This window comes from Kitasatospora sp. NPDC048407 (assembly GCF_043200475.1).
In the GTDB taxonomy this organism is placed as follows: Bacteria; Actinomycetota; Actinomycetes; order Streptomycetales; family Streptomycetaceae; genus Kitasatospora.
Window position 1 is genome coordinate 1 of the sequence record NZ_JBICXW010000032.1, and the last position, 21,378, is coordinate 21,378.

Annotated in this window: 20 protein-coding genes; 5 read left to right on the plus strand and 15 right to left on the minus strand. The window is 71.8% G+C overall.

Going from position 1 to position 21,378, the window contains the following annotated elements:
* Positions 1-465: 465 nt before the first annotated feature.
* Positions 466-1,731 (minus strand): tyrosine--tRNA ligase, encoded by a 1,266-nt coding sequence (gene tyrS, locus ACGFWJ_RS33775; protein WP_387863023.1) that lies wholly within the window; start codon positions 1,729-1,731, stop codon positions 466-468.
* Between the two features lie 216 nt (positions 1,732-1,947).
* Between tyrS and ACGFWJ_RS33780 the strand changes: the two genes are divergently transcribed.
* On the plus strand, positions 1,948-2,457 hold the full coding sequence (locus tag ACGFWJ_RS33780) for an HNH endonuclease (protein WP_387646002.1): 510 nt from the start codon (positions 1,948-1,950) through the stop codon (positions 2,455-2,457).
* A gap of 73 nt (positions 2,458-2,530) precedes the next feature.
* Here the strand turns inward: ACGFWJ_RS33780 and ACGFWJ_RS33785 are convergent, their stop codons facing one another.
* From ACGFWJ_RS33785 to ACGFWJ_RS33810, 6 genes are all read right to left on the minus strand, one after another.
* Positions 2,531-4,486, minus strand: a complete 1,956-nt coding sequence (locus ACGFWJ_RS33785) for a PQQ-binding-like beta-propeller repeat protein (RefSeq protein ID WP_392956327.1) — start codon at positions 4,484-4,486, stop codon at positions 2,531-2,533.
* A 100-nt stretch (positions 4,487-4,586) separates the two neighbouring features.
* The gene (locus ACGFWJ_RS33790) at positions 4,587-4,883 is read right to left on the minus strand and encodes a 4a-hydroxytetrahydrobiopterin dehydratase (protein WP_380486166.1); all 297 of its coding nucleotides are present in this window, start codon (positions 4,881-4,883) and stop codon (positions 4,587-4,589) included.
* Positions 4,884-4,929: 46 nt separating this feature from the next.
* Complete coding sequence (locus ACGFWJ_RS33795; protein WP_387646009.1) at positions 4,930-5,694, minus strand: sulfite exporter TauE/SafE family protein; 765 nt, start codon at positions 5,692-5,694, stop codon at positions 4,930-4,932.
* 150 nt (positions 5,695-5,844) lie between these two features.
* The gene (locus ACGFWJ_RS33800; RefSeq protein ID WP_387646012.1) at positions 5,845-6,870 is read right to left on the minus strand and encodes an SPFH domain-containing protein; all 1,026 of its coding nucleotides are present in this window, start codon (positions 6,868-6,870) and stop codon (positions 5,845-5,847) included.
* Between the two features lie 10 nt (positions 6,871-6,880).
* Positions 6,881-7,294, minus strand: coding sequence for an NfeD family protein (locus tag ACGFWJ_RS33805; RefSeq protein WP_380342548.1), 414 nt, complete (start codon positions 7,292-7,294; stop codon positions 6,881-6,883).
* Positions 7,295-7,415: 121 nt separating this feature from the next.
* A complete protein-coding gene (locus ACGFWJ_RS33810; RefSeq protein WP_392956330.1) occupies positions 7,416-8,207 on the minus strand; it encodes an ABC transporter ATP-binding protein in 792 nt (263 codons plus the stop codon).
* 132 nt (positions 8,208-8,339) lie between these two features.
* Between ACGFWJ_RS33810 and ACGFWJ_RS33815 the strand changes: the two genes are divergently transcribed.
* The gene (locus ACGFWJ_RS33815) at positions 8,340-9,137 is read left to right on the plus strand and encodes a hypothetical protein (RefSeq protein WP_392956332.1); all 798 of its coding nucleotides are present in this window, start codon (positions 8,340-8,342) and stop codon (positions 9,135-9,137) included.
* A gap of 8 nt (positions 9,138-9,145) precedes the next feature.
* Here ACGFWJ_RS33815 and ACGFWJ_RS33820 read toward each other — a convergent pair whose 3' ends face one another.
* From ACGFWJ_RS33820 to ACGFWJ_RS33830, 3 genes are all read right to left on the minus strand, one after another.
* Complete coding sequence (locus ACGFWJ_RS33820; protein ID WP_387646019.1) at positions 9,146-9,790, minus strand: response regulator; 645 nt, start codon at positions 9,788-9,790, stop codon at positions 9,146-9,148.
* Entirely contained in the window at positions 9,783-10,922 is a 1,140-nt protein-coding gene (locus tag ACGFWJ_RS33825) for a GAF domain-containing sensor histidine kinase (RefSeq protein ID WP_392956335.1), read from the minus strand. Before ACGFWJ_RS33825 ends, ACGFWJ_RS33820 begins: the two co-directional genes overlap by 8 nt.
* 107 nt (positions 10,923-11,029) lie before the next feature.
* Positions 11,030-13,861 (minus strand): FHA domain-containing protein, encoded by a 2,832-nt coding sequence (locus ACGFWJ_RS33830; protein WP_392956337.1) that lies wholly within the window; start codon positions 13,859-13,861, stop codon positions 11,030-11,032.
* 167 nt (positions 13,862-14,028) lie between these two features.
* Here ACGFWJ_RS33830 and serB point away from each other — a divergent pair, with 167 nt between their 5' ends.
* Complete coding sequence (gene serB, locus ACGFWJ_RS33835; protein ID WP_392956340.1) at positions 14,029-15,291, plus strand: phosphoserine phosphatase SerB; 1,263 nt, start codon at positions 14,029-14,031, stop codon at positions 15,289-15,291.
* Positions 15,292-15,344: 53 nt separating this feature from the next.
* On the opposite strand, the gene ACGFWJ_RS33840 is transcribed toward serB, so the two are convergent.
* The 3 genes from ACGFWJ_RS33840 to ACGFWJ_RS33850 all read right to left on the minus strand — a co-directional run bounded on the left by ACGFWJ_RS33840 (position 15,345) and on the right by ACGFWJ_RS33850 (position 17,408).
* A complete protein-coding gene (locus tag ACGFWJ_RS33840) occupies positions 15,345-15,872 on the minus strand; it encodes a SixA phosphatase family protein (RefSeq protein ID WP_387646029.1) in 528 nt (175 codons plus the stop codon).
* A gap of 110 nt (positions 15,873-15,982) precedes the next feature.
* A complete protein-coding gene (locus ACGFWJ_RS33845; protein WP_387646030.1) occupies positions 15,983-16,105 on the minus strand; it encodes an SGM_5486 family transporter-associated protein in 123 nt (40 codons plus the stop codon).
* A gap of 10 nt (positions 16,106-16,115) precedes the next feature.
* Positions 16,116-17,408: an MFS transporter gene (locus tag ACGFWJ_RS33850; RefSeq protein ID WP_392956344.1), complete on the minus strand. Its 1,293-nt coding sequence runs from the start codon at positions 17,406-17,408 to the stop codon at positions 16,116-16,118.
* 77 nt (positions 17,409-17,485) lie between these two features.
* Here ACGFWJ_RS33850 and ACGFWJ_RS33855 point away from each other — a divergent pair, with 77 nt between their 5' ends.
* A complete protein-coding gene (locus ACGFWJ_RS33855; protein WP_387646035.1) occupies positions 17,486-18,151 on the plus strand; it encodes a FadR/GntR family transcriptional regulator in 666 nt (221 codons plus the stop codon).
* A gap of 280 nt (positions 18,152-18,431) precedes the next feature.
* Here ACGFWJ_RS33855 and fabI read toward each other — a convergent pair whose 3' ends face one another.
* Both fabI and fabG read right to left on the minus strand, forming a co-directional pair.
* Entirely contained in the window at positions 18,432-19,199 is a 768-nt protein-coding gene (fabI, locus tag ACGFWJ_RS33860) for an enoyl-ACP reductase FabI (RefSeq protein ID WP_387646037.1), read from the minus strand.
* Between the two features lie 2 nt (positions 19,200-19,201).
* Positions 19,202-19,921, minus strand: a complete 720-nt coding sequence (gene fabG, locus ACGFWJ_RS33865; RefSeq protein ID WP_387646039.1) for a 3-oxoacyl-[acyl-carrier-protein] reductase — start codon at positions 19,919-19,921, stop codon at positions 19,202-19,204.
* Between the two features lie 248 nt (positions 19,922-20,169).
* Between fabG and ACGFWJ_RS33870 the strand changes: the two genes are divergently transcribed.
* Positions 20,170-21,300 (plus strand): MBL fold metallo-hydrolase, encoded by a 1,131-nt coding sequence (locus ACGFWJ_RS33870; RefSeq protein WP_392956348.1) that lies wholly within the window; start codon positions 20,170-20,172, stop codon positions 21,298-21,300.
* The last annotated feature ends 78 nt before the right edge of the window (positions 21,301-21,378 follow it).

Genomic DNA, 21,378 nt, shown 5'->3' on the forward strand with positions numbered 1-21,378 from the left:
GATGTCAACATATCTGGCGTTGACTTTTGGCACGCTGTTGAGTTCTCAAGGAACGGACACTTCCTTCGAGCCGCATCCCTGCGGGCCCTCCGGGCGCTTCGTTCTTTCGTGTTTCCAGCTTATCAGATGTTTTCCGCCCCGTTTTCCGGAGTTTCATTCGATCCGATTCGCTTTTGCCTTTCGGCGCTCCCGAACTCTAGCAGAGTTATTCGTTCCGCATTTCCACTCGAATTTTCGAATGGGCGCGCGGCGAGTCGCTCAGCGAGGGTTTGGGGGGCCGCCTCCCGGTCACGTCCGGTTCGGGCGACTCGGACTACGTTAGGTCACTAGGACGGACGAGTCAAACCTCGAGGGGCCGGATCTGGCTGGATCCGGCCCCTCGAAGTGTGCGCCACAGGTCAACTGCGGTCTGTTTCAGGCCATCCGACTACGCGAAGGAGCCGGAGAGCACCTGCCGCGGAGCGATCAGGCGCCGGCCAGTTCGACCGCGGCCAGGTTCCGCTTTCCGCGGCGGAGGACCAGCCAGCGGCCGTGCAGCAGGTCGTCGGTGGTGGCGACGGCCTCCTCGTCGGTGACCTTGGCGTTGTTGAGGTAGGCGCCGCCTTCCTTGATGGTGCGGCGGGCACCGGAGCGGCTGGGGGCCAGGCCGGATTCGACCAGGAGGTCGACGAGCTGGCCGAGTTCGGTGACGGTGGCCTTGGGAACCTCGGCGAGGGCGGCGGCCAGGGTGGCGGGTTCGAGGTCGGCGAGGTCGCCCTGGCCGAACAGGGCCTTGGAGGCGGCGACGGCGCGCTCGTACTGCTCGGCGCCGTGGACGAGGGTGGTGAGTTCCTCGGCGAGGGCGCGCTGGGCGAGGCGGGCGGCGGGGCGTTCCGCGGTGTCGCGTTCCAGCTGCTCGATCTCCTCGCGGGAGCGGAAGGAGAAGATGCGCAGGAACTTGGCGACGTCCCGGTCGTCCGCGTTCAGCCAGAACTGGTAGAAGGCGTAGGGGGTGGTGAGTTCGGGGTCGAGCCAGACGGTGCCGGACTCGGTCTTGCCGAACTTGGTGCCGTCGGCCTTGGTGATCAGCGGGGTGGCGAGGGCGTGCACGGAGCGGCTCTCGGCCTTGCGGATCAGGTCGGTGCCGGCGGTGAGGTTGCCCCACTGGTCGCTGCCGCCGGTCTGCAGGGTGCAGCCGTAGCGGCGGTTGAGCTCCAGGTAGTCCATGCCCTGCAGGATCTGGTAGCTGAACTCGGTGTAGCTGATGCCCGCGTCGGAGTTGAGGCGGCGGGCCACCGCTTCCTTGGCGATCATGTTGTTGACCCGGAAGTACTTGCCGACGTCGCGCAGCAGGCTGATCGCCGACATCCCGGACGTCCAGTCCAGGTTGTTGACCATGCGCGCGGCGTACTGGCCCTCGAAGTCGAGGAAGCGGGAGATCTGGCCGCGCAGGCGCTCGACCCAGCCGGCCACCGTCTCGGGGTCGTTGAGGACGCGCTCGGCGGTGGGCTTGGGGTCGCCGATCAGGCCGGTGGCGCCGCCGACCAGGCCGAGCGGGAGGTTTCCGGCCTGCTGGATGCGGCGCATGGTCAGGATCTGGACCAGGTTGCCGAGGTGCAGGCTGGGCGCGGTCGGGTCGAAGCCGCAATAGAACGTGACCGGGCCGTCCGCGAACGCCTTGCGCAGTGCGTCCTCGTCAGTGGACAGGGCGATCAGCCCTCGCCACTGGAGCTCGTCGACGATGTCGGTCACGGTCCGCGTCTCCTTCGGTCGTGGGTCCGGCGCGGTGCGGCCCTGGTGGGCTGCGCGCCTGGACAGTTCCAGCGGGGTAGAGCCTACGCGGTCGTGACCCGGAGGTTCGGGGACAGGTCACCGGGCGGGACGGAAATTCCGTTGTTCGAGACGTGGCGGGCGGCCACAGTTGTGCCACCGCCGACCGGCGGCCGCGAGCACCGGAGGTGGCCCGTCATGCGCAACACCCTTGTCCTGAACGCGAGCTACGAACCGCTGACCACGGTGCCACTGCGCCGTGCGGTGGTGCTGGTCCTGCAGGACAAGGCGGTGGTCGAGCAGGCCCATCCACTGCGGGTGGTGCGCGGCTCGGGGGTTCAGGTGCCGGTGCCGCGGGTGATCCGGCTGACCAGGTACGTGCGGGTGCCGTTCCGACAACAGGCTCCGTGGTCGAGGCGGGGTGTGCTGGCGCGGGACCAGCACCGCTGCGCGTACTGCGGGCGGCGGGCCACCACCGTGGACCACCTGGTGCCCCGGTCGCGCGGCGGTGCGGACAGCTGGCTGAACACCGTGGCGGCCTGCGCGGAGGACAACCAGCACAAGGCGGACCGGACGCCGGAGCAGGCCGGGATGCGGCTGCTGCGGCGGCCGTTCGAACCGACGCCGGAGGCGACGTTGATGCTCGCGCTCGGGCTGCGGGCGGGTGAGCTCGGAGAGCTGGCCGCCTGGCTGCCTGCGGGCGCGTGAAATGCCGACGGGCCCGACCTGATCAGGGGACAGGTCGGGCCCGTCGGCATGCGGGCGAAAGACCGGCTGCGGGTCAGCTCTTGCTGGTGAAGCCGGTCGCGATACCGAAGTTGGCGGCGTGCTCGGGGACGGCGACCACGTGCCCGGAGGTGGTGAACACCCGGCCCGCGGAGAGCAGCGAGCCGGTGCCCTGCGGGAAGGCGCCGCCCTGGGTCTCCTGGCCGCCGGCCACCGCGAAGCGGCTGAGGTGGGCGGGCTGGTCGGCGCGCTCGTCGACGGCGACCAGCAGGCCGCTGTTGTCGACGCCGGCGGGGTGCGCCTTGCCCTTCTCGGCGATGGGGGTGCGCCACTGCTGCTTGCCGGTGCCGAGGTCGTAGGCGGTGATCGCGGTGGGGTTGCCACCGCCGTCGGGGACGACCGCGGCGAACATGGTGCTGCCCTGGAAGTGGACGCCGGGGACGGCGGCGAAGCTGCCGCGGGCGACGTCCAGGCGGCCGCCGCCCTCGACGCCGAGCTGGATCTCGACGCCGGGGTCGCCGTTGGCGCCCCAGGCGAAGACCCGGTCGTCGGCGGGCTGGCTGCCGGTGGTGAGCACCACGGCGGGCTCGGCGGAGAGCACGGTGACGGTCGTGGGCTGGTTGTTGAGGCCCCGCCAGTACTTCACCTTGCCGTCGGAGACGTTCAGCGCGACGGCCTGGTCACCGGGGGTGGAGTCGGCGCAGCGGCTGTGCAGCAGGACGGTGGTGGGGCCGGCGCTGCCGGAGAGGGTGCAGAACTTGCCCTGGCCGGTGTACTGCCAGGCCTCGGAGCCGTCGTTGGCGGCCCAGGCGGCGGCCTTGTCGTAGCCGACCGCGATCACCTTGTCGTCGGTGACGGCGACGTGGGCGGCGTACTTCTCCTTGGCGTCGGACAGCGTCTTGGACCAGGTGATCTTCCCGGCCTTGGTGTCGACGGCGGCGGCGGTGCTGCACGGGCTCTTCGGGTCGGCGGCGGGTCGGTAGACCACGGCGCCGATGCCGCCGGAGTTGACGCTCGGGGACAGTCCGCAGGGGACGGCTCCGTCGGCGGGCGGGGCGAGCGTCCAGGTGGGCTTGCCGTCGGCGAGGTTGTAGGCGTGCACGCCGGTGGCGTCGGCGCGGACCACGGCGTCGGCGAGCAGCCAGCTGCCGACCAGGGTGTCGTCGGCGCCCTGGGCTCCGGCGGCGGCCGGATCGGTGTTGGCGGTCCAGGCCTTGGTGTGGGCGACCGCGATGTTCTGGGTGGTGCCCTGGGTGCCCTTGTCCGCGCCGGACTTGCCGCTGTCGCTGTCGGAGGTGGCCAGCACGGCCGCGGTGGCCAGCACGGCGAGCGCGGCGACGCCGGCGCCTATCCGGATGGCGAGGCCGCGCTTGCTGGGCGCGCCCGGGCCGGCGGTGACGGCGGCGCGGGCCCGGGAGACCAGTCCGCCGGCCGGCGGCTCGGCGTCATCGGCAGCGTGCGTCGGCGGAGTTGACGTGCCGTCGGCGCCGGGCGCGAACGGGTCGGCGGCGCTGGTCTGCGGGTAGTCGCTGGCGGTGACCGGGCCGGGCTCGGCGGCGGGCTCGGCGAACGCGCCCGGCGCCGGAGTCTCCTGCTGCGTGAACGGGTCGGCCGGGGCGTACTGCTGGGCGGCCGGGTCGGCGTACACGCCGGGCTGCTGGTAGCCGCCGAAGTCCTGCTGCTGCCCTGCGTAGAGCTGCTGCTGACCGTAGGTCTGCTGGTCGACGTAGCCCTCGGGGTAGCCCTGCTGCTGGCCGTACGCCTGGTCGTAGCCCTGCGGCTGGTACGCCTGGTCGGGCCGGCCGTAGAGCTGCTCCTGGGCGGCCGCGTCCAGCTGTCCCCCGGGCTGCGGGTAGCCGCCGTAGGCCTGCTGCTGCTCGGTGTAGGCCGGCTGCTCGCCGTGGACCGGCTGCTGCCCGTACGCCTGCTGCTCGCCGTAGGACGGCTGCGGCTGCGGGTACCAGGGCTGCTGCTGGTCGTACCCGGGGGTCGTGGAGGGTTCCTGAGCCATGCGTTCCGTCCGTCCCGACTGCGGTCTGGCAAGCAGCCAGCATCTCACGCCCGGCGGACGGGTTTTGGCCGGGGCTTTGCCCGGGGACCGGGACGGTGGGTCAGGAGGTGGTGTCGAGGGCCTGGTCGATCAGGTGGGCGAGGGTGAAGTCGAGGCCGGTCAGGCCGCCCGCGCTGTGGGTGCTGAGGACGAAGGTGAGGGTGCGCCAGCGGATGTCGATGTCGGGGTGGTGGTCGAGCGCCTCGGCCTGCTCGGCGACGGCGTCGACGACCTTGATCGCGGTGGGGAAGCTCGCGGTCTCGGCGGTGCGGGTGAGGGCCTCGCCGGTGCGGGTCCAGTGCGGAAGGTCGGCGAGGGCGGCGGTGATCTGGTCCTCGCTGAGGCGGGTGCGGCTCATGTGTGGTCTCCGTCCGAGTGGCTGTCGGGGCAAGCCTAGGGAGCTGTCAGAAGAACAGCAGCTTGGTGACGGCGGCGAGTCCGACCAGGACGATCAGGGTGCGCAGTGCGACCGGCGGGAGGCGGCGGCCGACCTTGGCGCCGAGCATGCCGCCGAGGGTGGAGCCGACGGCGATCAGGCCGGCGGCGGTCCAGTCGACGGTGGAGGTGAGGACGAAGAAGATCGCGGCGACGCCGTTGACGATCAGCGCGAGGACGTTCTTGATGCCGTTGACGGTCTGCAGGGTGTCGGGGAGCAGCATGCCCATCAGGGCGAGCAGCAGGACGCCCTGGGCGGCGCCGAAGTAGCCGCCGTAGACGCCGGTGAGGGCGATCAGCAGGAGCAGCAGTGGTCCGCCGTCGGTGGCGGGCGGCAGGGTGCCGGCGGCGCGGCGGGCGGCCATCGCGCGGGCGACCCGGGGTTGCAGGACGACCAGGACGAGGGCGGTGAGGATGAGCACTGGGACGACGGCGTCGAAGGCGCCGGGGGCCACGATCAGCAGCGCCGCGCCGATGAGTCCGCCGGTCAGCGAGGCGGCGCCGTAGCGGATCAGGCGGCGGCCCTGGCCGGCGAGTTCGGCGCGGTAGCCGATGGCGCCGGCGAGCGAGCCGGGGGCGAGGCCGAGGGTGTTGGAGACGTTGGCGGTGACGGGTGGCAGGCCGATGGCGAGCAGCACGGGGAAGGTGATCAGGGTGCCGGAGCCGACGATGGCGTTGATGGTGCCGGCGGCGGTTCCGGCGAGCAGGACGGCGAGCGCCTCCCACAGTGTCATCCGCTTTCCCCTCGTTGGCTGCTGTCGGGCCGGTTGATCATGCCGGAGCGGTTCGGCGTTCCGCCAGAGGGTGTCCGAATCGCGGTCCGGCCCCAACACGCGCGCAGGCCCCGCCCGTTGGATCGGGCGGGGCCTGCGGAGCGCGGCTGACTACTCGTCGAACTTCGGGTACTCGCGGGTGGGCTCGACCCGGGGGCGGAGCGTCTTGTCGGTGTCCACGGGGCGCGGGGCGCTGGCCGGGTCGACGGGGACGCGGGCGGCGGCCGGGGGGACGGCGGTGGCCTCGGGGCCTCCCTTGCCGCCGCCGGTGGCGCCCTGGAACGCGCCGCCGAGGCCCTTGAGCGCGTCGCCGACCTCGCTGGGGATGATCCACAGCTTGTTGGCGTCGCCCTTGGCGAGCTCGGGCAGGGTCTGCAGGTACTGGTAGGCGAGCAGCTTCTGGTCGGCGTCGCCCTCGTGGATGGCCTCGAAGACCGTCCGGATCGCGGCGGCCTCACCGTCGGCCTTCAGCACCGCGGCCTGGGCCTCACCTTCGGCCTGGAGGACGGCGGCCTGCTTCTCACCTTCGGCGCGCAGGATCTGGGCCTGCCGGGCGCCTTCGGCGGTGAGGATGGCGGCGCGCTTGTCACGGTCGGCGCGCATCTGCTTCTCCATCGAGTCCTGGATGGAGGTCGGCGGCTCGATGGCCTTGAGCTCGACCCGGTTGACCCGGATGCCCCAGCGGCCGGTGGCCTCGTCGAGGACGCCGCGCAGACCGGCGTTGATGACCTCGCGGGAGGTCAGGGTGGACTCCAGGTCCATGGAGCCGATGATGTTGCGCAGCGTGGTGACGGTGAGCTGCTCGATGGCCTGGATGTAGCTGGCCACCTCGTAGGTCGCGGCCCGCGGGTCGGTCACCTGGTAGTAGATGACGGTGTCGATGTTGACGACCAGGTTGTCCGAGGTGATGACCGGCTGCGGCGGGAACGGGACGACCTGTTCACGCAGGTCGATCCGGTTGCGGATGGTGTCGATGAACGGCACCACGATGTTCAGGCCGGCGCTGAGGGTGCGGGTGTAACGGCCGAAGCGCTCCACGATCGCGGCGCTGGCCTGCGGAATCACCTGGATCGTCTTGATCAGGGCGATGAAGGCCACCACGACCAGGACGATCAGCACGATGAGGACGGGTTCCAACGCTTCTCCCCTAGACGACCAGGGCGGTCGCGCCCTGGATTTCGACGACGTCGACCTGCTGGCCGGGCTCGAAGACCGAGCCCGGGTGGAGCGCCCGGGCGGACCAGATCTCGCCGTTGAGCTTGATCCGGCCGCCCTCCCCTCCGTCGACTGTTTCCTGTACGACTGCGGTGGCGCCGGTCAGCGCCTCCACGCCCGTGCGGTAGCCCGGGCCCTGCTTCAGCTGGCGGTAGGCGATCGGGCGTACGAACACCAGAAGCGCCGCCGACACTCCGACGAACACCAGGAACTGCGGGACCACACCGCCGCCCAGGCCGGCCGTCAGGGCGGCCGCCCCGGCGCCGACCGCGAACATGGCGAATTCGGGCATCGCGGTCGCCACCAGCGGAATGCCCAGGCCCACTGCGAGCAGCAGCCACCAGATCCAGCCGTCCACGCGTCCATCCTAGGGAAGTTCGACCTCTTCAGGCGTAGCTTCCCGCAGCTGGGGGTGCGGAAACCGGCCAGGTGTGCGACCGGTTCCCCTTGGGTAGCGGATCCGGCCGTCAGCCGAGCGGCAGGCCCTGCGCGGTCCAGCGGTCGCCGCGCTGCTCCAGGGTCAGCGGCAGGCCGAAGCAGTGCGAGAGGTTGCGGGCGGTGAGGGTGGTCTCGATCGGCCCGGCCGTCATGATCTTGCCTTGACGGATCATCAGCACGTGGGTCATGCCGGGGACGATCTCCTCCACGTGGTGGGTGACCATCACCATGGACGGCGCGAACTCGTCCTGGGCGAGCGCGGCGAGGCGGCGCACCAGGTCCTCGCGGCCGCCGAGGTCGAGGCCGGCGGCGGGCTCGTCCAGCAGCAGCAGTTCGGGGTCGGTCATCAGGGCGCGGGCGATCAGGGTGCGCTTGCGCTCGCCCTCGGAGAGGGTGCCGAACTTGCGGTCGGTGAAGCCGGCCATGCCGAGCCGGTCCAGCAGGACCAGGGCGCGGGCCTCGTCGGGCTTCTCGTAGGTCTCCTTGCCGTGCACGGTCAGACCCCAGGCGGCGGTCAGCACCGACTCCAGCACGGTCTGGTTGCCCGGCAGCTTGTCGAACATGGCGGCGCTCGCCAGACCGATCCGGGCGCGCTGCTCGAACACGTCGATCTGGTCGAGCTTCTCGCCGAGCACGACGGCCTGGCCCGAGCTCGGGAACAGGTAAGCGCCGGCGATCTGGAGCAGTGTCGTCTTGCCCGCGCCGTTGGGGCCGAGCACCACCCAGCGCTCGCCCTCCTTGACCGTCCAGGACACGTGATCGACGAGTGCGCGCCCCTCCCGGACCACGGAAACGTCCACCAGCTCCAGCACGTCGCTCATGCCTACGCCTTCCCCAAATGCAAGAATCCGGCCGTCCGTGGAACCTGCGCGAAGGTCCTCGGGGTGCGGTCCAACCTGTGTCAGGCCAAACCTACGCCACCCGCCCCGCGCGGTTGTCCGTAGGCTGGTCCGATGCTCGCGACTCCTGCCGACAATCCGTACCAAGAGCCTCGTTCGGGACGACTCACCGCCTGGGGCAACGCGCTGCTGGCCGGTGCCTGCTCCCCCGACGACGCCGCCACCGCCGTCCAGGGCGACGACGACGCCCACCGGGTGACCGGCCTTCCCGGCGAACCGCCGGACTCGCTGCACGGCCTCACCTGGGCGCTGGGGAAGCTGCGCGTGCTGGGCGCGAAGGGCCTGCGGCTGGCGCTGCCGGTGGCCGGGCACCCGCTCGGGCTGACCGGGCCGCCGGCCTTCAACGCGCTGGCGATGGGCGCCCAGGAGGCCGTCCTCGCGGTGGGCGTCCCGTACGGGCTGGTGCCGGAGGTCGAGGTGTACGGCCCGGAGGGCGACCAGGGCGTGCGGGTGCTGTGGCAGTGCCTGCCGGTCAACGACGCGCTGCCCGCCGACGTGCCCTCGCTGGACGAGGCGGAGCGCGAACTCGCGGACGGCCTGCGGCAGGCCACCGTCATGCTGACCCGGCTGGACGTGGCGGGGGCCGGGCCGCAGACGCTGCGCGCCCTGGAGGGGTTCCGCCGCCGCGGCCACCAGAAGCTGCTCGCGCCGGGCTACCCGCAACGCGCGGTGCGGGTGCTGGAGTCGGCCCGGCAGGTGTCGGCGCTGCTGGGGATCGCCGCGGGCGGCCACGGCGCGGCCGTCTCCGCCTCCGAGATGACGGCCCGCCGGGAGATCCTCGCCCCGCTGGACCGCACCGCCAGGCGGGCCCAGGTCGCGGCGTACAACGCGATCGTGGACGAACGGGGCTGAGCGGGTCCTCAGCCCTGGTTGCGCACCGCCCAGAGCGCGGCCTGGGTGCGGTCGGCGACGTCCAGCTTCATCAGGATGTTGCTGACGTGGGTCTTCACGGTCTTCTCGGACAGGTGGAGCGCGCGGGCGATCTCCCGGTTGGAGCGGCCGTCGGCGAGGTGCGAGAGCACCTCGCGCTCGCGGTCGGTGAGGCTGCCGCCGCGGCCCTGCGCGGGCGCGGGGACGTCCTCGACGAGCAGCGCGGCGGCGAGTTCGGGCTGGAGCAGGACGTGGCCGGCATGCACCGAGCGGATCGCCCCGGCCAGCGCCTCCGGGTCGACGTCCTTGTACACGTAGCCGGCCGCGCCGGCCCGCAGGGCGGGGACCATGGTGCGGTGCTCGGTGAAGCTGGTGACGATCAGCACCTTGGCGGGGTTGTCCTGTTCGCGCAGCAGCCGCAGTGCCTCGATGCCGTCCACCCGGGGCATCTTGACGTCCATCAGCACCACGTCGGGGGCGAGTTCGCCGGCCCGTTCGACGGCTTCCGCACCATCGGCGGCCTCGCCGACCACCTCGATGTCGTCCTGCACCTCCAGGAAGGTGCGCAGACCGCGCCGGACCACCTGGTGGTCGTCCACCAGTAGGACGCGGATCGGTGACGTGGTGTCAGGCACCGGGGACCTCCAGTTCGACCAGGGTGCCCCGGCCAGGGGCGGACTCCAAGGACAGTCGGCCGCCGACCGCGGCGGCCCGGTCACGCATCGACACCAGGCCCAGGTGGCGGCCGGCCCGGCGAACGGATTCGGGATCGAAGCCGCGGCCGTCGTCGGCGACCGTCAGCCGGACGCCGCGACCGGGGGTGCCGGTCAGGGTCACGGTGACGGTCTTCGCCTGGGCGTGCCGCAGCGCGTTGTGCAGCGCCTCCTGGGCGACCCGCAGCACCGCCGACTCCTGACCGGCCGGCAGCGCGCGCACACCGGTGGCGGTGAAGTTCACGGTGGCGCTGTGCGCCCGGTCGAGCACCTGGATCTGCGAGGCGAGGGTGGCGACCAGGCCGTCCTCCTCCAGCGCGGCGGGGCGCAACTCGATCACCACGGCGCGCAGTTCGTCGGCGGCCTCGGCGGCCAGCCGGGCGACCTCGGCGAGGTGGTCGCGGGCCCGGGCCGGGGCGCGGTCGACGAGTTTGGCAGCGGCACGGGCGGTGAGGCGCAGCGAGAAGAGCTTCTGCGAGACGGCGTCGTGCAGGTCGTGGGCGATCCTGGCGCGTTCGCCGGACAGCGTGAGTTCGCGGCTGCGCTCGTACAGCCGGGCGTTGCCGAGGGCGAGCGCGGCGTGGGCGACCAGGATCCGCAGCAGCGCCTCGTCGTGCTCGGTGAAGCCGCCGGGCTTGTTGGCCAGGAACAGGGCGCCGGCCACCTCGTCCCCGTCCATGATCGGCATGCCGAGGAAGTCCGTCATGGCCGGGTGGGCCTCCGGCCAGCCGCCGAACGCGGGCGCGGTGCGGACGTCCTTCAGCCGGGTGGGTTCGCGGTCGTGCAGCATCGAGGCGAGCACGCCGTGCTGACGCGGCAGCGGGCCGATCGCCCGCCACGTCTCGTCGCTGACGCCGTCGACCACGAACTGCGCGAACCCGCCGTGGTCGTCCGGCACGCCGAGCGCGGCGTACTCGGCGCCCAGCAGGGTGCGCGCCGAGGCGGTGATCCGGCGCAGCACCTCGCGCACCTCGAGCGGTCGGCTCATCGCCAGCACGGCCGCACTGACCGCCTCGATCCCCTCCAGCGAGGGATCGCACCCGGGATTCTCCATGCCGCCACGCTACCGCCGCGCTCACGGCCTACGCCTCGGGCGGGGGACCTACGTCGAAGGGCCGGGGAAACGTGCTTCCCCGGCCCTTGTGCGCGACGTGCGAGTGGTCAGCCCTTCTGCATGACCTCGGGCTCGTGGCGCTTCTGGAAGCGCTGGATGGCGAAGGCCAGGCCGACCGAGATGAGGATCATGACGGTCCAGTTGAGGAACATGATGCCGGCGGAGTGGTCCCAGAGCTTGTCAAGCGGGGCGGTCTCCGGGGGCTTGGCCACGACCACGGGTGAGATGTGGGCGAGGTCGAGCGTGTTGCCGCTGGCGGCGACGCCCCAGCGGGCGGGCATCAGCCAGCCGAGCTGCTCCAGGCCGGGCTTGTCGAACAGCTGGAAGATCGCGCCGGTGAAGACCATCTGGACGATGGCGAACATGACCAGCAGCGGCATGGTCTTCTCGGAGGTCTTGACCAGCGAGGAGATCGCCAGGCCGACCATCATCGAGGTGAAGCTGAGCAGGATCACGCCGATGGACATCTCGACCGCGGGGAGGTGCTTGAAGACCAGGCCCTCGGTGGGGAGCTTGCGGACCTTGAACGCGATCGCGGAGATGATGCCGCCCTGCAGGAAGCTGATCGCGCCGAGCACGATGAACTTCGAGGCCAGGTACGCGGACCGGGACAGGCCGGTGGCGCGTTCCCGTTCGTAGATCGCGCGTTCCTTGATGAGTTCGCGGACCGAGTTCGCCGAGCCGGACAGGCAGGCGGAGAACGCGACGACCATCAGGATCAGGCGGGCGACGTCGTTGCGGCCGGCCGCGTTGTTGCAGGGCGCCAGGCCGCACTTGTCGGGGATCACCGCGGAGACCGCGCCGAGTACCAGTGGCAGGATCAGTGACAGCGCGATGAAGCCCTTGTCGGAGGCGATCACCGCCAGGTAGCGGCGGATCAGCGTCCACAGCTGCGAGCCCCAGCTCTGCGCCTTGGGCGGGCGCAGCTGGGTGAGCGCGTTGGGCTGGGCCTGGGTGACGGCGGCGTCCACGTTGGCCGAGTACTTCTGGTGGTGCACCGAGTTGCGGTAGCGGCCGGCCCAGTCGTGGTCGGGGAAGTTCTCGAACGCCTGGAAGACGTCGGCCCAGGTCTCGTAGCCGAAGAAGTGCAGGGCCTCCGCGGGCGGGCCGAAGTAGGCCACCGAGCCGCCGGGGGCCATCACCAACAGGCGGTCGCAGAGCGCGAGTTCGGCCACCGAGTGGGTGACGACCAGGACGGTGCGGCCGTCGTCGGCGAGGCCGCGCAGGGTCTGCATGACCTCGCGGTCCATGCCCGGGTCGAGGCCGGAGGTCGGCTCGTCCAGGAAGATCAGCGAGGGCTTGGTGAGCAGCTCCAGCGCCACCGAGACGCGCTTCTGCTGGCCGCCGGAGAGCGCGGTGATGCGGTTGTCGGCGCGCTTGTCGAGGCGCAGTTCGTACAGCACCTCGTCGATCCGGCGGTCGCGCTCGGCGGCCTCGGTGTCGCCGGGGAAGCGCAGCCGGGCCGCGTACTTGAGGGCGGTGCGGACGGTGAGTTCCTTGTGCAGGATCTCGGACTGCGGCACCAGGCCGATCCGGGAGCGCAGTTCGGCGAACTGCCGGTACAGGTTGCGGCCGTCGTACAGCACGTCGCCGCGGTCGGCGGGCCGGTAGCCGGTGAGGGCGCGCAGCAGGGTGGACTTGCCGGAGCCGGACGGGCCGATCACCGCGACCAGGGACTTCTCCGGGACGGAGAACGAGACGTCGCCGAGCAGGGTCTTCTTGCCGCCCTTGAAGTCGACCTCGACGGTCAGGTGGTGGGCGGAGAAGGTGACGGCGCCGTTGTCGACGAACTCCTGCAGCTGGTCGCCGACCAGTACGAAGGAGGAGTGGCCGACGGTCAGCCGGTCCTGCGGGCCCATCAGCTGACGACGGGTCGGCTGGCCGTTCAGGAAGATCCCGTTGTGGCTGCCGAGGTCGACGATCTCCCAGCGGCTGTCCGGCAGTTGGCGCAGTTCGGCGTGGTGCCGGGAGACCTGGAGGTCGGAGACCACGATGTCGTTGTCGAGGGCGCGGCCGATCCGGATGGTCCGCCCGCCGCTCAGGCTGCGGACCATGGTCGGGTTGCCGAGCCCGCCGGCCGGCCCGGCCTGCTGCGGGGCCACCGGGTGCTGCTGCACGGGCGGCTGCGGCTGCTGGAACTGCTGCGGCGGCGGGAACTGCTGCTGCGCGGCCTGCTGCTGGTGCGGGAACGGCGGCTGCGGGACGGGCTGCTGCTGCGGCGGGAAGCCCTGTTGCTGCGGGAAGGCCTGCTGCGGCGGGAAGGCCTGTTGCTGCTGCGGGAAGCCCTGCTGCGGGTGAGGGGCCTGCTGCTGCGGCGGCGGGAAGCTCTGCTGCTGCGGGAAGCCGGGCCGCGGGGTGGGTGCGTCCCAGCCCTGCGGGATCGGCTGCTCGGCCGGCTGCTGCCACTGGCCGGGCCGGGCGGCCGGGCCGGGTCCGACCGGCGGCTGGCCGACGGGCGGCTGCTGGTACGGCGGCTGCGCCTGCGGCCCGGGGGCCCGGCTGGTGACGGCCTCGTGCAGCGGTCCGGGCTGCGCGGGCGCGGCGGCGGGAGCGGTGAAGGCCAGCCGGGGGCCGTTCTGCCCGTTGCCGAGGTGCACCACGGTGCCGGGGTGCAGGGCGCTCTGCTCGACCCGGGCGCCGGCCACGAAGGTGCCGTTGGTCGAGCCGTGGTCGGTGAACTGCCAGCTCGCCCCGTCGAAGCTGATGGTGGCGTGCCGCCAGGAGACCCTGGCGTCGTCGAACAGGAAGTCCGACGCCGGGTCACGCCCGATGGTGTAGGCACGGCCGGGTTCGAGTACCCGCTGCCGGCCGTCGATTTCTAGTACGAGTTGCGGCAACTCTCCGCCCGCCCCGCTCTCCGGTCCCCCAGGATGTTGCATCTGACGGGGGGAATCATTCCAGCCGGGTCGGTCTGTCCGAAACCCGGTACACGGTTCTGTGACCGCCCGGCTACCGCTCGCGGACCTGCTGGGGTGTCCGCCGGGTGTCCCACGACCCGGACGCGGGCGGCTCGCGCGGGGACGCTCCGGGTAGCGTGGGGGGCACCATGAACGCAACAGATCCGGCCGCTCAGGCCCCTTCCGCCGCGCCGCCCGTGAGCACCGACACCGAGCGAACGCTGCTGGTCAAGGTGTTCGGCAAGGACCGCCCCGGCATCACCGCGGGCCTGTTCACCCAGCTCGCCGGTTTCGGGGTCGAGGTGATCGACATCGAGCAGGTGGTCACGCGTGGCCGGATAACGCTGTGCGCGCTGGTCACTCCCCCGCCCGCGGCGGGTGCCGAGGGCGACCTGCGGGTGACGGTGCACCGCTGGGCGGAGGAGCACCGGCTTCAGGCCGAGATCATTTCCGGCACCGGCGACAACCGTCCGCGCCGCGAGGGCCGTTCGCACGTCACGGTGCTCGGCCACCCGCTGACCGCGGCCGCGGTGGCGGCGCTGTCGGCCCGGGTCTCGGAGGCCGGCGGCAACATCGACCGGGTGTTCCGCCTGGCCAAGTACCCGGTGACGGCGGTGGAGCTGACCATCTCCGGCGTGCCCACCGAGGAGCTGCGCGCGGTGCTGGCGGCGGAGGCCGCCGTGCAGCGGGTGGACATCGCGGTGGTCCGCTCGGGGCTGCACCGGCGGGCCAAGCGCCTGGTGGTGATGGACGTCGACTCCACGCTGATCCAGGACGAGGTGATCGAGCTGTTCGCCGCCCACGCGGGCTGCGAGGCGCAGGTCGCCGAGGTGACGGCGCAGGCGATGCGCGGCGAGCTGGACTTCGCCGAGTCGCTGCGGGCCCGGGTGGCGCTGCTGGCGGGCCTGGACGCGGCCGTCACCGAGAAGGTCCGCTCGGAGGTCCGGCTCACCCCGGGTGCCCGGACCCTGATCCGCACCCTGAAGCGGCTCGGCTACCAGGTGGCGATCGTCTCCGGCGGCTTCACCCAGGTCACCGAGCACCTGGTGGACCGCCTGGGCCTGGACTTCGCGGCCGCCAACACCCTGGAGGTGGTGGACGGCAGGTTCACCGGCCGGGTCACCGGCGAGATCGTCGACCGGGCCGGCAAGGCCCGCTGGCTGGCCCGGTTCGCCGAGCAGGCCGGGGTGCCGCTGGAGCAGACGGTGGCGATCGGCGACGGCGCCAACGACCTGGACATGCTGAACGCGGCGGGCCTGGGCGTGGCGTTCAACGCCAAGCCGGTGGTCCGCGAGCAGGCCGACACCGCCGTGAACGTGCCGTTCCTGGACACCGTGCTGTACCTGCTGGGCGTCACCCGCGAGGAGGTCGAGGCGGCCGACGAGCTGGACGGCGCGCCCACCGGGGACTGATCGACCAATACCGAAGGGGCGGGGTCCGCGGACCCCGCCCCTTCGGTCTGCCTTCAGTCCTGTGGCATGAAGTACGACTCGAGCCGGGCCACGCCGGGCTCGACCAGCTTCCACGGGCCGTCGAAGCTGAGCACCGCCACCGCGGCGGGCGGGAAGCCGTTCAACCGCATCCGGTTGAGTTCCTCGGCGTCGCCCTCGTCGCCTGCCAGCACCTGGGTCAGGCCCAGCACGCCGGGGTTGTGGCCGACCAGCAGCAGGTCGCTGTGCTCCTCCGGGGTCTCCTGGATCACCTCGATCAGCTTTCCGGGCTGGGCCTCGTACACGCGGTCCTCGTAGACCGTCTTCCGGGGCCGCTTGGGCAGCTCGTGGGCGACCAGCTTCCAGGTCTCCCGGGTGCGCAGCGCGGTGGAGCACAGGACGTGGTCGGGGTTGACGCCGGAGTCGGCGAGCCAGCGGCCGGCCTCGGAGGCCTGGCCGCGCCCGCGGTCGGCCAGCGGGCGGTCGTGGTCGTCGACCTGGTTGGGCCAGTCGGCCCGGGCATGACGAAGAACGATGATCCTACGAGGAGTGTCGGCGCTCATACCCCTAGAGCTTCGCAGAAAACCGCCGCCCGGGCGCGGGGTCGGGAAAGCTGCCACCCCTGCGGGTGGCAGCTCCACCGGTCCGGCACGGACGGCGGGCACCTGTCGGATCAGCCCATGTTCGAGGCGATCGACGCGACGATCGAGATCACCACCACGATGGCGGCGATCAGGCCGAGCATCTGCAGCAGCTTCTTCTGGCCGCCCTGGGGATTCGGTTCGAGAACTGGCATGTCGCCGAGCCTAACCGACCACCTCGTCCTCGATGTGCCGGGCCCGGGCGGCACGCACGCCGACCAGGATCTGCGGCACCAGCAGCAGCGCCAGCAGGCCCAGCGGCAGGTACCACTCGCCGGTGTTCTCGTACAGGGCGCCCATCAGGATCGGGCCCGGGATGCAGATCAGGTAGCCCAGGCTCTGCGCGAACGCCGACAGCTGCGCCACCCCGCCCGGGGTGCGGGCGCGCAGGCCGAGCATGGTCAGCGCCAGCGGGAACGCGCACATCGACAGGCCGACCAGGATCGCCCACAGCCACGGCACCGTCCCGGCGGCCAGCATCAGGCCCAGGTAGCCCGCGATGCCGCACAGGCCGAGCACCACCACGTACATCCGCTGGTCGCCGCCCCGGGCGGCCAGGTTGGGCAGCACGAACGAGACCGGCACGCTGATCGCCATCACCACCGCCAGCAGCACACCGGCCGCGGACTCCGAGACGCCGGCGTCGTGGTAGATCTTCGGCAGGAAGCCCATCGTGCTGTACGCGCTGGTGGACTGGAGGCCGAAGAACGCGCCCAGCGCCCAGGCGGTGCCGCTGCGCAGGATCGGCAGCCGGGTGTGGGCCTGCGCGGCGGGGGCCACCGCAGTGCCCTTGTCCCGGCGCACGAACAGCACGACCAGCCACAGCGCCAGGGCCAGCACGGCGGGCAGCGCCCAGACGCCGAGGCCGAGCCGCCAGGAGCCGCCGAGCGCGTGGGCCAGCGGGACGGTGGTGGCGGCGGCCAGCGAGGTGCCGACCGACAGCGCCATCGAGTACAGGCCGATCATCGGACCGACCCGGTCCGGGAAGTACCGCTTGATCACCACCGGCAGCAGCACGTTGGCCAGCGCCACTCCGGCCAGCGCCAGCGCGGTGAGCAGCAGGAACACCGCGGTGGAACCGGTGAACGAACGGGCCAGCACACCGGCCGCGATGGCGCCCATCGCGGCCGTCACCACGGTGATCGGGCCCAGCCGGCGGGCCAGACCCGGAGCGGCGAAGCCCAGCAGCGCGAAACACAGCGGCGGCACCGCGGCGAGCAGGCCGGCCACCGTGGCGCTCATCCCGAGGCCCTCGCGGACCGGGTCGAGCAGCGCGCCGAGGCTGGTCACCACGGGACGCAGGTTGACGGCGGCGGCGGCCACACCCACGGCGAGCAGGACGGCTCCGCCGTTGCGAACCACCGACGGGGGGCCGGCGGCGGTGACGGTGGCGCTGGACGTTGGGGCTGGTCGAGGGGTCTCGGTTCCGGTCGCTGAGGGGTCTGCTGCGGTAGACATGGCGTAATCATAGAATCATGGGATGACTTAAGTCGCCCCGGTATCCTGATGACGTAAACCACAGAAGGAGCCCGACCTTGGCGCTGTCGACCACTCGCCGCACCCCGCTCTCCGACCAGGTGATCGCCCAACTCCGGGCCCAGATCACCTCCGGCGAATGGCCGGTGGGATCACGTATCCCGACCGAGGCGGAACTCGTCGACCAGCTCGGCGTCGCCCGCAACACCATCCGCGAAGCCGTCCGCGCCCTCGCCCACAACGGGCTGGTCGACATCCGCCAGGGCTCCGGCACCTACGTCCTCGCCACCAGCGAACTCGCCGGCGTGATGCACCGCCGGTTCGCCGACGCCGACCAGAGCCAGGTCGCCGAACTCCGCGCCACCCTGGAAACCTCCGCCGCCGGCTTCGCCGCGACCCGCCGCACCGCCCGCGACCTCGAACTCCTCGACGCCGCCCTGGCCCGCCGCGACGCCGCCTGGCACGCCGGCATCCCCGAGGACTTCATCCAGGCCGACGCCGCCTTCCACCACGCGGTGGTGGCCGCCGCCCACAACGACGTCCTCGCCGCGATCTACGCCGACCTCGGCGAGGTCCTGCTCGCCCACCTCCGCCACGACGTCGGCCCCGACCTGCTCCCCCACCGCTGGGTCTCGCACTCGGACATCCTGGACGCGATCAGGTCCGGCGACGCGGAAAAGGCCGCCGAGGCGGCGGGCCGGGCGATTGGCAGATGCAAGAGCTGAGCCCTGGAAACGGCGGGAGCCACAACAGGGGCCCGGGGAACGGCGGGGCCGAGTCTGCTGGTGATCAACAGGGCGCGGAGAGGTCCCGTTGTTTCGGGTCCCGTCTTTTACCGGTAGCAGTCACGACCTACCGCTATCCCTGACCACCAGCAGCTCGCCCTCGCAGTTCCCCGAGCCCCTGTTGTGCATGCTCGTCTGCCAAGCAGTTCCCGAGCCCCAGGTTGTGCATGCTCGTCTGCCAAGCAGTTCCCGAGCCCCTGGTTGTGCTTACTCGTCTGCCTCAGGCACCGATGGCGTGCAGCCCGCCGTCCACGTGGACGATCTCGCCGGTGGTCTTCGGGAACCAGTCGCTGAGCAGCGCGACGACGCCGCGGCCGGCCGGCTCCGGGTCGGTGAGGTCCCACTTGAGCGGGGAGCGGGAGTCCCAGGTGGCGGCGAGGTCCGGGAAGCCGGGGATCGACTTCGCGGCCATCGAGCCGATCGGGCCCGCCGAGACCAGGTTGCAGCGGATGTTGCGCTCGCCGAGGTAGCGGGCGAGGTAGCGGTTGGTGGACTCGAGGGCGGCCTTGGCCGGGCCCATCCAGTCGTACTGCGGCCAGGCGAACTGCGCGTCGAAGGTCAGGCCGACCACGGCGCCGCCGTCCTGCATGAGCGGGAGCAGCGCGGTGGTGAGGGACTTCAGCGAGTACGCGGAGACCTGCATGGCGGTGGCGACGGACTCCCAGGGGGTGTCCAGGAAGTTGCCGCCGAGCGCGTCCTGCGGGGCGAAGCCGATGGAGTGGACGATGCCGTCCAGGGTCGGCAGGTGCTCGCGGACCTGGTCGGCGATGCCGGCCAGCTGCTCGGGGTTGGAGACGTCGAGCTCCAGGACCTTGACCGGCTTGGGCAGCTTCTTGGCGATGCGCTCGGTGAGGCTGGGCCGGGGGAAGGCGGTGAGGATGATCTCGGCGCCCTGTTCCTGGGCGAGCTTCGCGGTGTGGAAGGCGATGGAGGACTCCATCAGCACACCGGTGATCAGGATCCGCTTGCCTTCGAGAATTCCAGTCATGGTCAGTTACCCATGCCCAATCCGCCGTCCACGGGAATGACGGCTCCGGTGATGTACGCGGCCTCGTCGGAGGCCAGGAACCGCGCGGCCGAGGCGATCTCGGCGGGGGCGGCGTAGCGGCCCAGGGGGACGCCGGAGACGATCTCCTTGCGGCGCTCCTCGCTGAGCACCGCGGTCATGTCGGTGTCGACGAAGCCGGGCGCGATCACGTTGACGGTGATGTTGCGGGAGCCGAGTTCGCGGGCCAGCGAGCGGGCGAAGCCGACCAGGCCGGCCTTGGAGGCGGCGTAGTTGGCCTGGCCGGCGGAGCCGCTGAGGCCCACCACGGAGGAGATCAGCACCACGCGGCCCTTGCGGGCGCGCAGCATCTTGGCGGCGGCGCGCTTCACGACCCGGAAGGTGCCGGTGAGGTTGGTGTCCAGGACGGAGGTGAAGTCGTCCTCGGACATGCGCAGCAGCAGGGTGTCCTTGGTGATGCCGGCGTTGGCGACCAGGACCTCGACCGGGCCGTGGGCGGCCTCGATCTCCGTGAAGGCGGCGTCGACCTGCTCGGTGTCGGTGATGTCGGCACGCACGGCGAGGACGTCGTACTTGGCGAGCTCCGCCGGGACCTCGCCGTTGCGGCTGGTGATGGCGACCTTGTCGCCCGCCTCGGCGAAGCTCTGGGCGATGGCGAGGCCGATGCCCCGGTTACCTCCGGTGACCAGTACCGAGCGGCTCAACGGTCCACCTCTTCCCTACTCGATGTGCGCGTGCCGATCGCACGCGTAGCCATCTGTGACGCTATCGGTAGGGTGCGAGCTCGGGCGAAGCGGCCTTGGACAGGCATTGCCGGGTGTGTTCTGTCGCATCCCGACAATCCGGGTGCGGGTCGGGCGTGGGGAACGCCCGGCCGGTGGTGGCCGTTGCCCCGGGGGTGCTCCGGAGAGTCCGGGCACCGTTTTCGAGCGAGCCGATCGGAGCGGACGCGATGAGTGGTGCACTCCCTGGCCGGGCGGGCCGCCGGGCGCTGGTGGCGGCGGCGGCACTGACGGTGGCGGGTGCTGCGGCGTGGGCGCTGCGGGAGCTGCCGGCCCAGTTCGGGCGCCGGCCGGACCCGTCGGACCCGCGGGTGCGGGTGTCTCCGCAGTACCGGGACGGGGTGTTCCACAACGCGCCCTCGCAGGTGTCGCCGGGCGTTCCGGGCAGCCCGGACGCGGCGACGCTGCGCCGGATGCTGTTCGAGAAGGACGGGCGGGTGCCGGCCGGTCCGGTGCCGCTGGCGGTGCCGGTGCAGCCGGCCGCGGCCTCCCAGGAGGTGGCGGTGACGTGGTACGGCCACGCCTCGGCGCTGCTGGAGCTGGACGGCTGCCGGGTGCTGGTGGACCCGATGTGGTCGGACCGCTGCTCGCCGTCCCACCTGGCGGGCCCGAAGCGGCTGCACCCGGTGCCGGTGGAGCTGGCGTCGCTGCCGCAGGTGGACGCGGTGCTGATCTCGCACGACCACTACGACCACCTGGACATGGCGACGGTGCGCCGCCTGGTGGAGCTCCAGTCGGCGCCGTTCGCGGTGCCGCTGGGCATCGGCGGGCACCTGCGCCGCTGGGGTGTGCCGGAGCACCGGATCATCGAGCTGGACTGGGACGAGACGTGCACGCTCGGCGAGTTGACGCTGACGCTGACCGCCGCGCACCACTTCTCCGGCCGTGGTTTCACCCGCAACACCACGCTGTGGGGTTCGTGGGTGGTGGCGGGACCGGAGCGGCGGGTGTTCTTCACCGGCGACTCCGGCTACTTCGAGGGTTTCGCCCGGATCGGCGAGCAGCACGGCCCGTTCGACGCCGCGCTGATGGCGATCGGCGCGTACGACGACGCCTGGGCGGACATCCACCTGAGCCCGGAGGACGCGGTCCGGGCGCATCTGGAGCTGCGCGGCGGTCTGCTGCTGCCGGTGCACTGGTGCACGTTCAACCTGGCGCCGCACCGCTGGGCGGAGCCGGTGGAGCGGCTGTTGGCGGAGGCGAAGGCGCAGGGCGTGCCGCTGGCGGTGCCGCGTCCGGGGCAACGGGTCGAGGTGTCCGATCCGCCGGAGCTGGACGGCTGGTGGGAGGCGCTGTCCTGACCCGGAACTGACTTGGCGTCAGGGCGGTTCGGCGAATATTTGCTGGCAGAACGCCCTGCGGCCGGGGATGATGCGAGC

Coding starts and splice junctions, on each gene's coding strand:
- ACGFWJ_RS33780 (WP_387646002.1), top strand. CDS start 1,948: ATGCGCAACACCCTTGTCCTGAACGCGAGCTACGAACCGCTGACCACG.
- ACGFWJ_RS33785 (WP_392956327.1), bottom strand. CDS start 4,486: ATGGCTCAGGAACCCTCCACGACCCCCGGGTACGACCAGCAGCAGCCC.
- ACGFWJ_RS33790 (WP_380486166.1), bottom strand. CDS start 4,883: ATGAGCCGCACCCGCCTCAGCGAGGACCAGATCACCGCCGCCCTCGCC.
- ACGFWJ_RS33795 (WP_387646009.1), bottom strand. CDS start 5,694: ATGACACTGTGGGAGGCGCTCGCCGTCCTGCTCGCCGGAACCGCCGCC.
- ACGFWJ_RS33810 (WP_392956330.1), bottom strand. CDS start 8,207: ATGAGCGACGTGCTGGAGCTGGTGGACGTTTCCGTGGTCCGGGAGGGG.
- ACGFWJ_RS33815 (WP_392956332.1), top strand. CDS start 8,340: ATGCTCGCGACTCCTGCCGACAATCCGTACCAAGAGCCTCGTTCGGGA.
- ACGFWJ_RS33825 (WP_392956335.1), bottom strand. CDS start 10,922: ATGGAGAATCCCGGGTGCGATCCCTCGCTGGAGGGGATCGAGGCGGTC.
- ACGFWJ_RS33830 (WP_392956337.1), bottom strand. CDS start 13,861: ATGCAACATCCTGGGGGACCGGAGAGCGGGGCGGGCGGAGAGTTGCCG.
- serB (WP_392956340.1), top strand. CDS start 14,029: ATGAACGCAACAGATCCGGCCGCTCAGGCCCCTTCCGCCGCGCCGCCC.
- ACGFWJ_RS33840 (WP_387646029.1), bottom strand. CDS start 15,872: ATGAGCGCCGACACTCCTCGTAGGATCATCGTTCTTCGTCATGCCCGG.
- ACGFWJ_RS33845 (WP_387646030.1), bottom strand. CDS start 16,105: ATGCCAGTTCTCGAACCGAATCCCCAGGGCGGCCAGAAGAAGCTGCTG.
- ACGFWJ_RS33850 (WP_392956344.1), bottom strand. CDS start 17,408: ATGTCTACCGCAGCAGACCCCTCAGCGACCGGAACCGAGACCCCTCGA.
- fabI (WP_387646037.1), bottom strand. CDS start 19,199: ATGACTGGAATTCTCGAAGGCAAGCGGATCCTGATCACCGGTGTGCTG.
- ACGFWJ_RS33870 (WP_392956348.1), top strand. CDS start 20,170: ATGAGTGGTGCACTCCCTGGCCGGGCGGGCCGCCGGGCGCTGGTGGCG.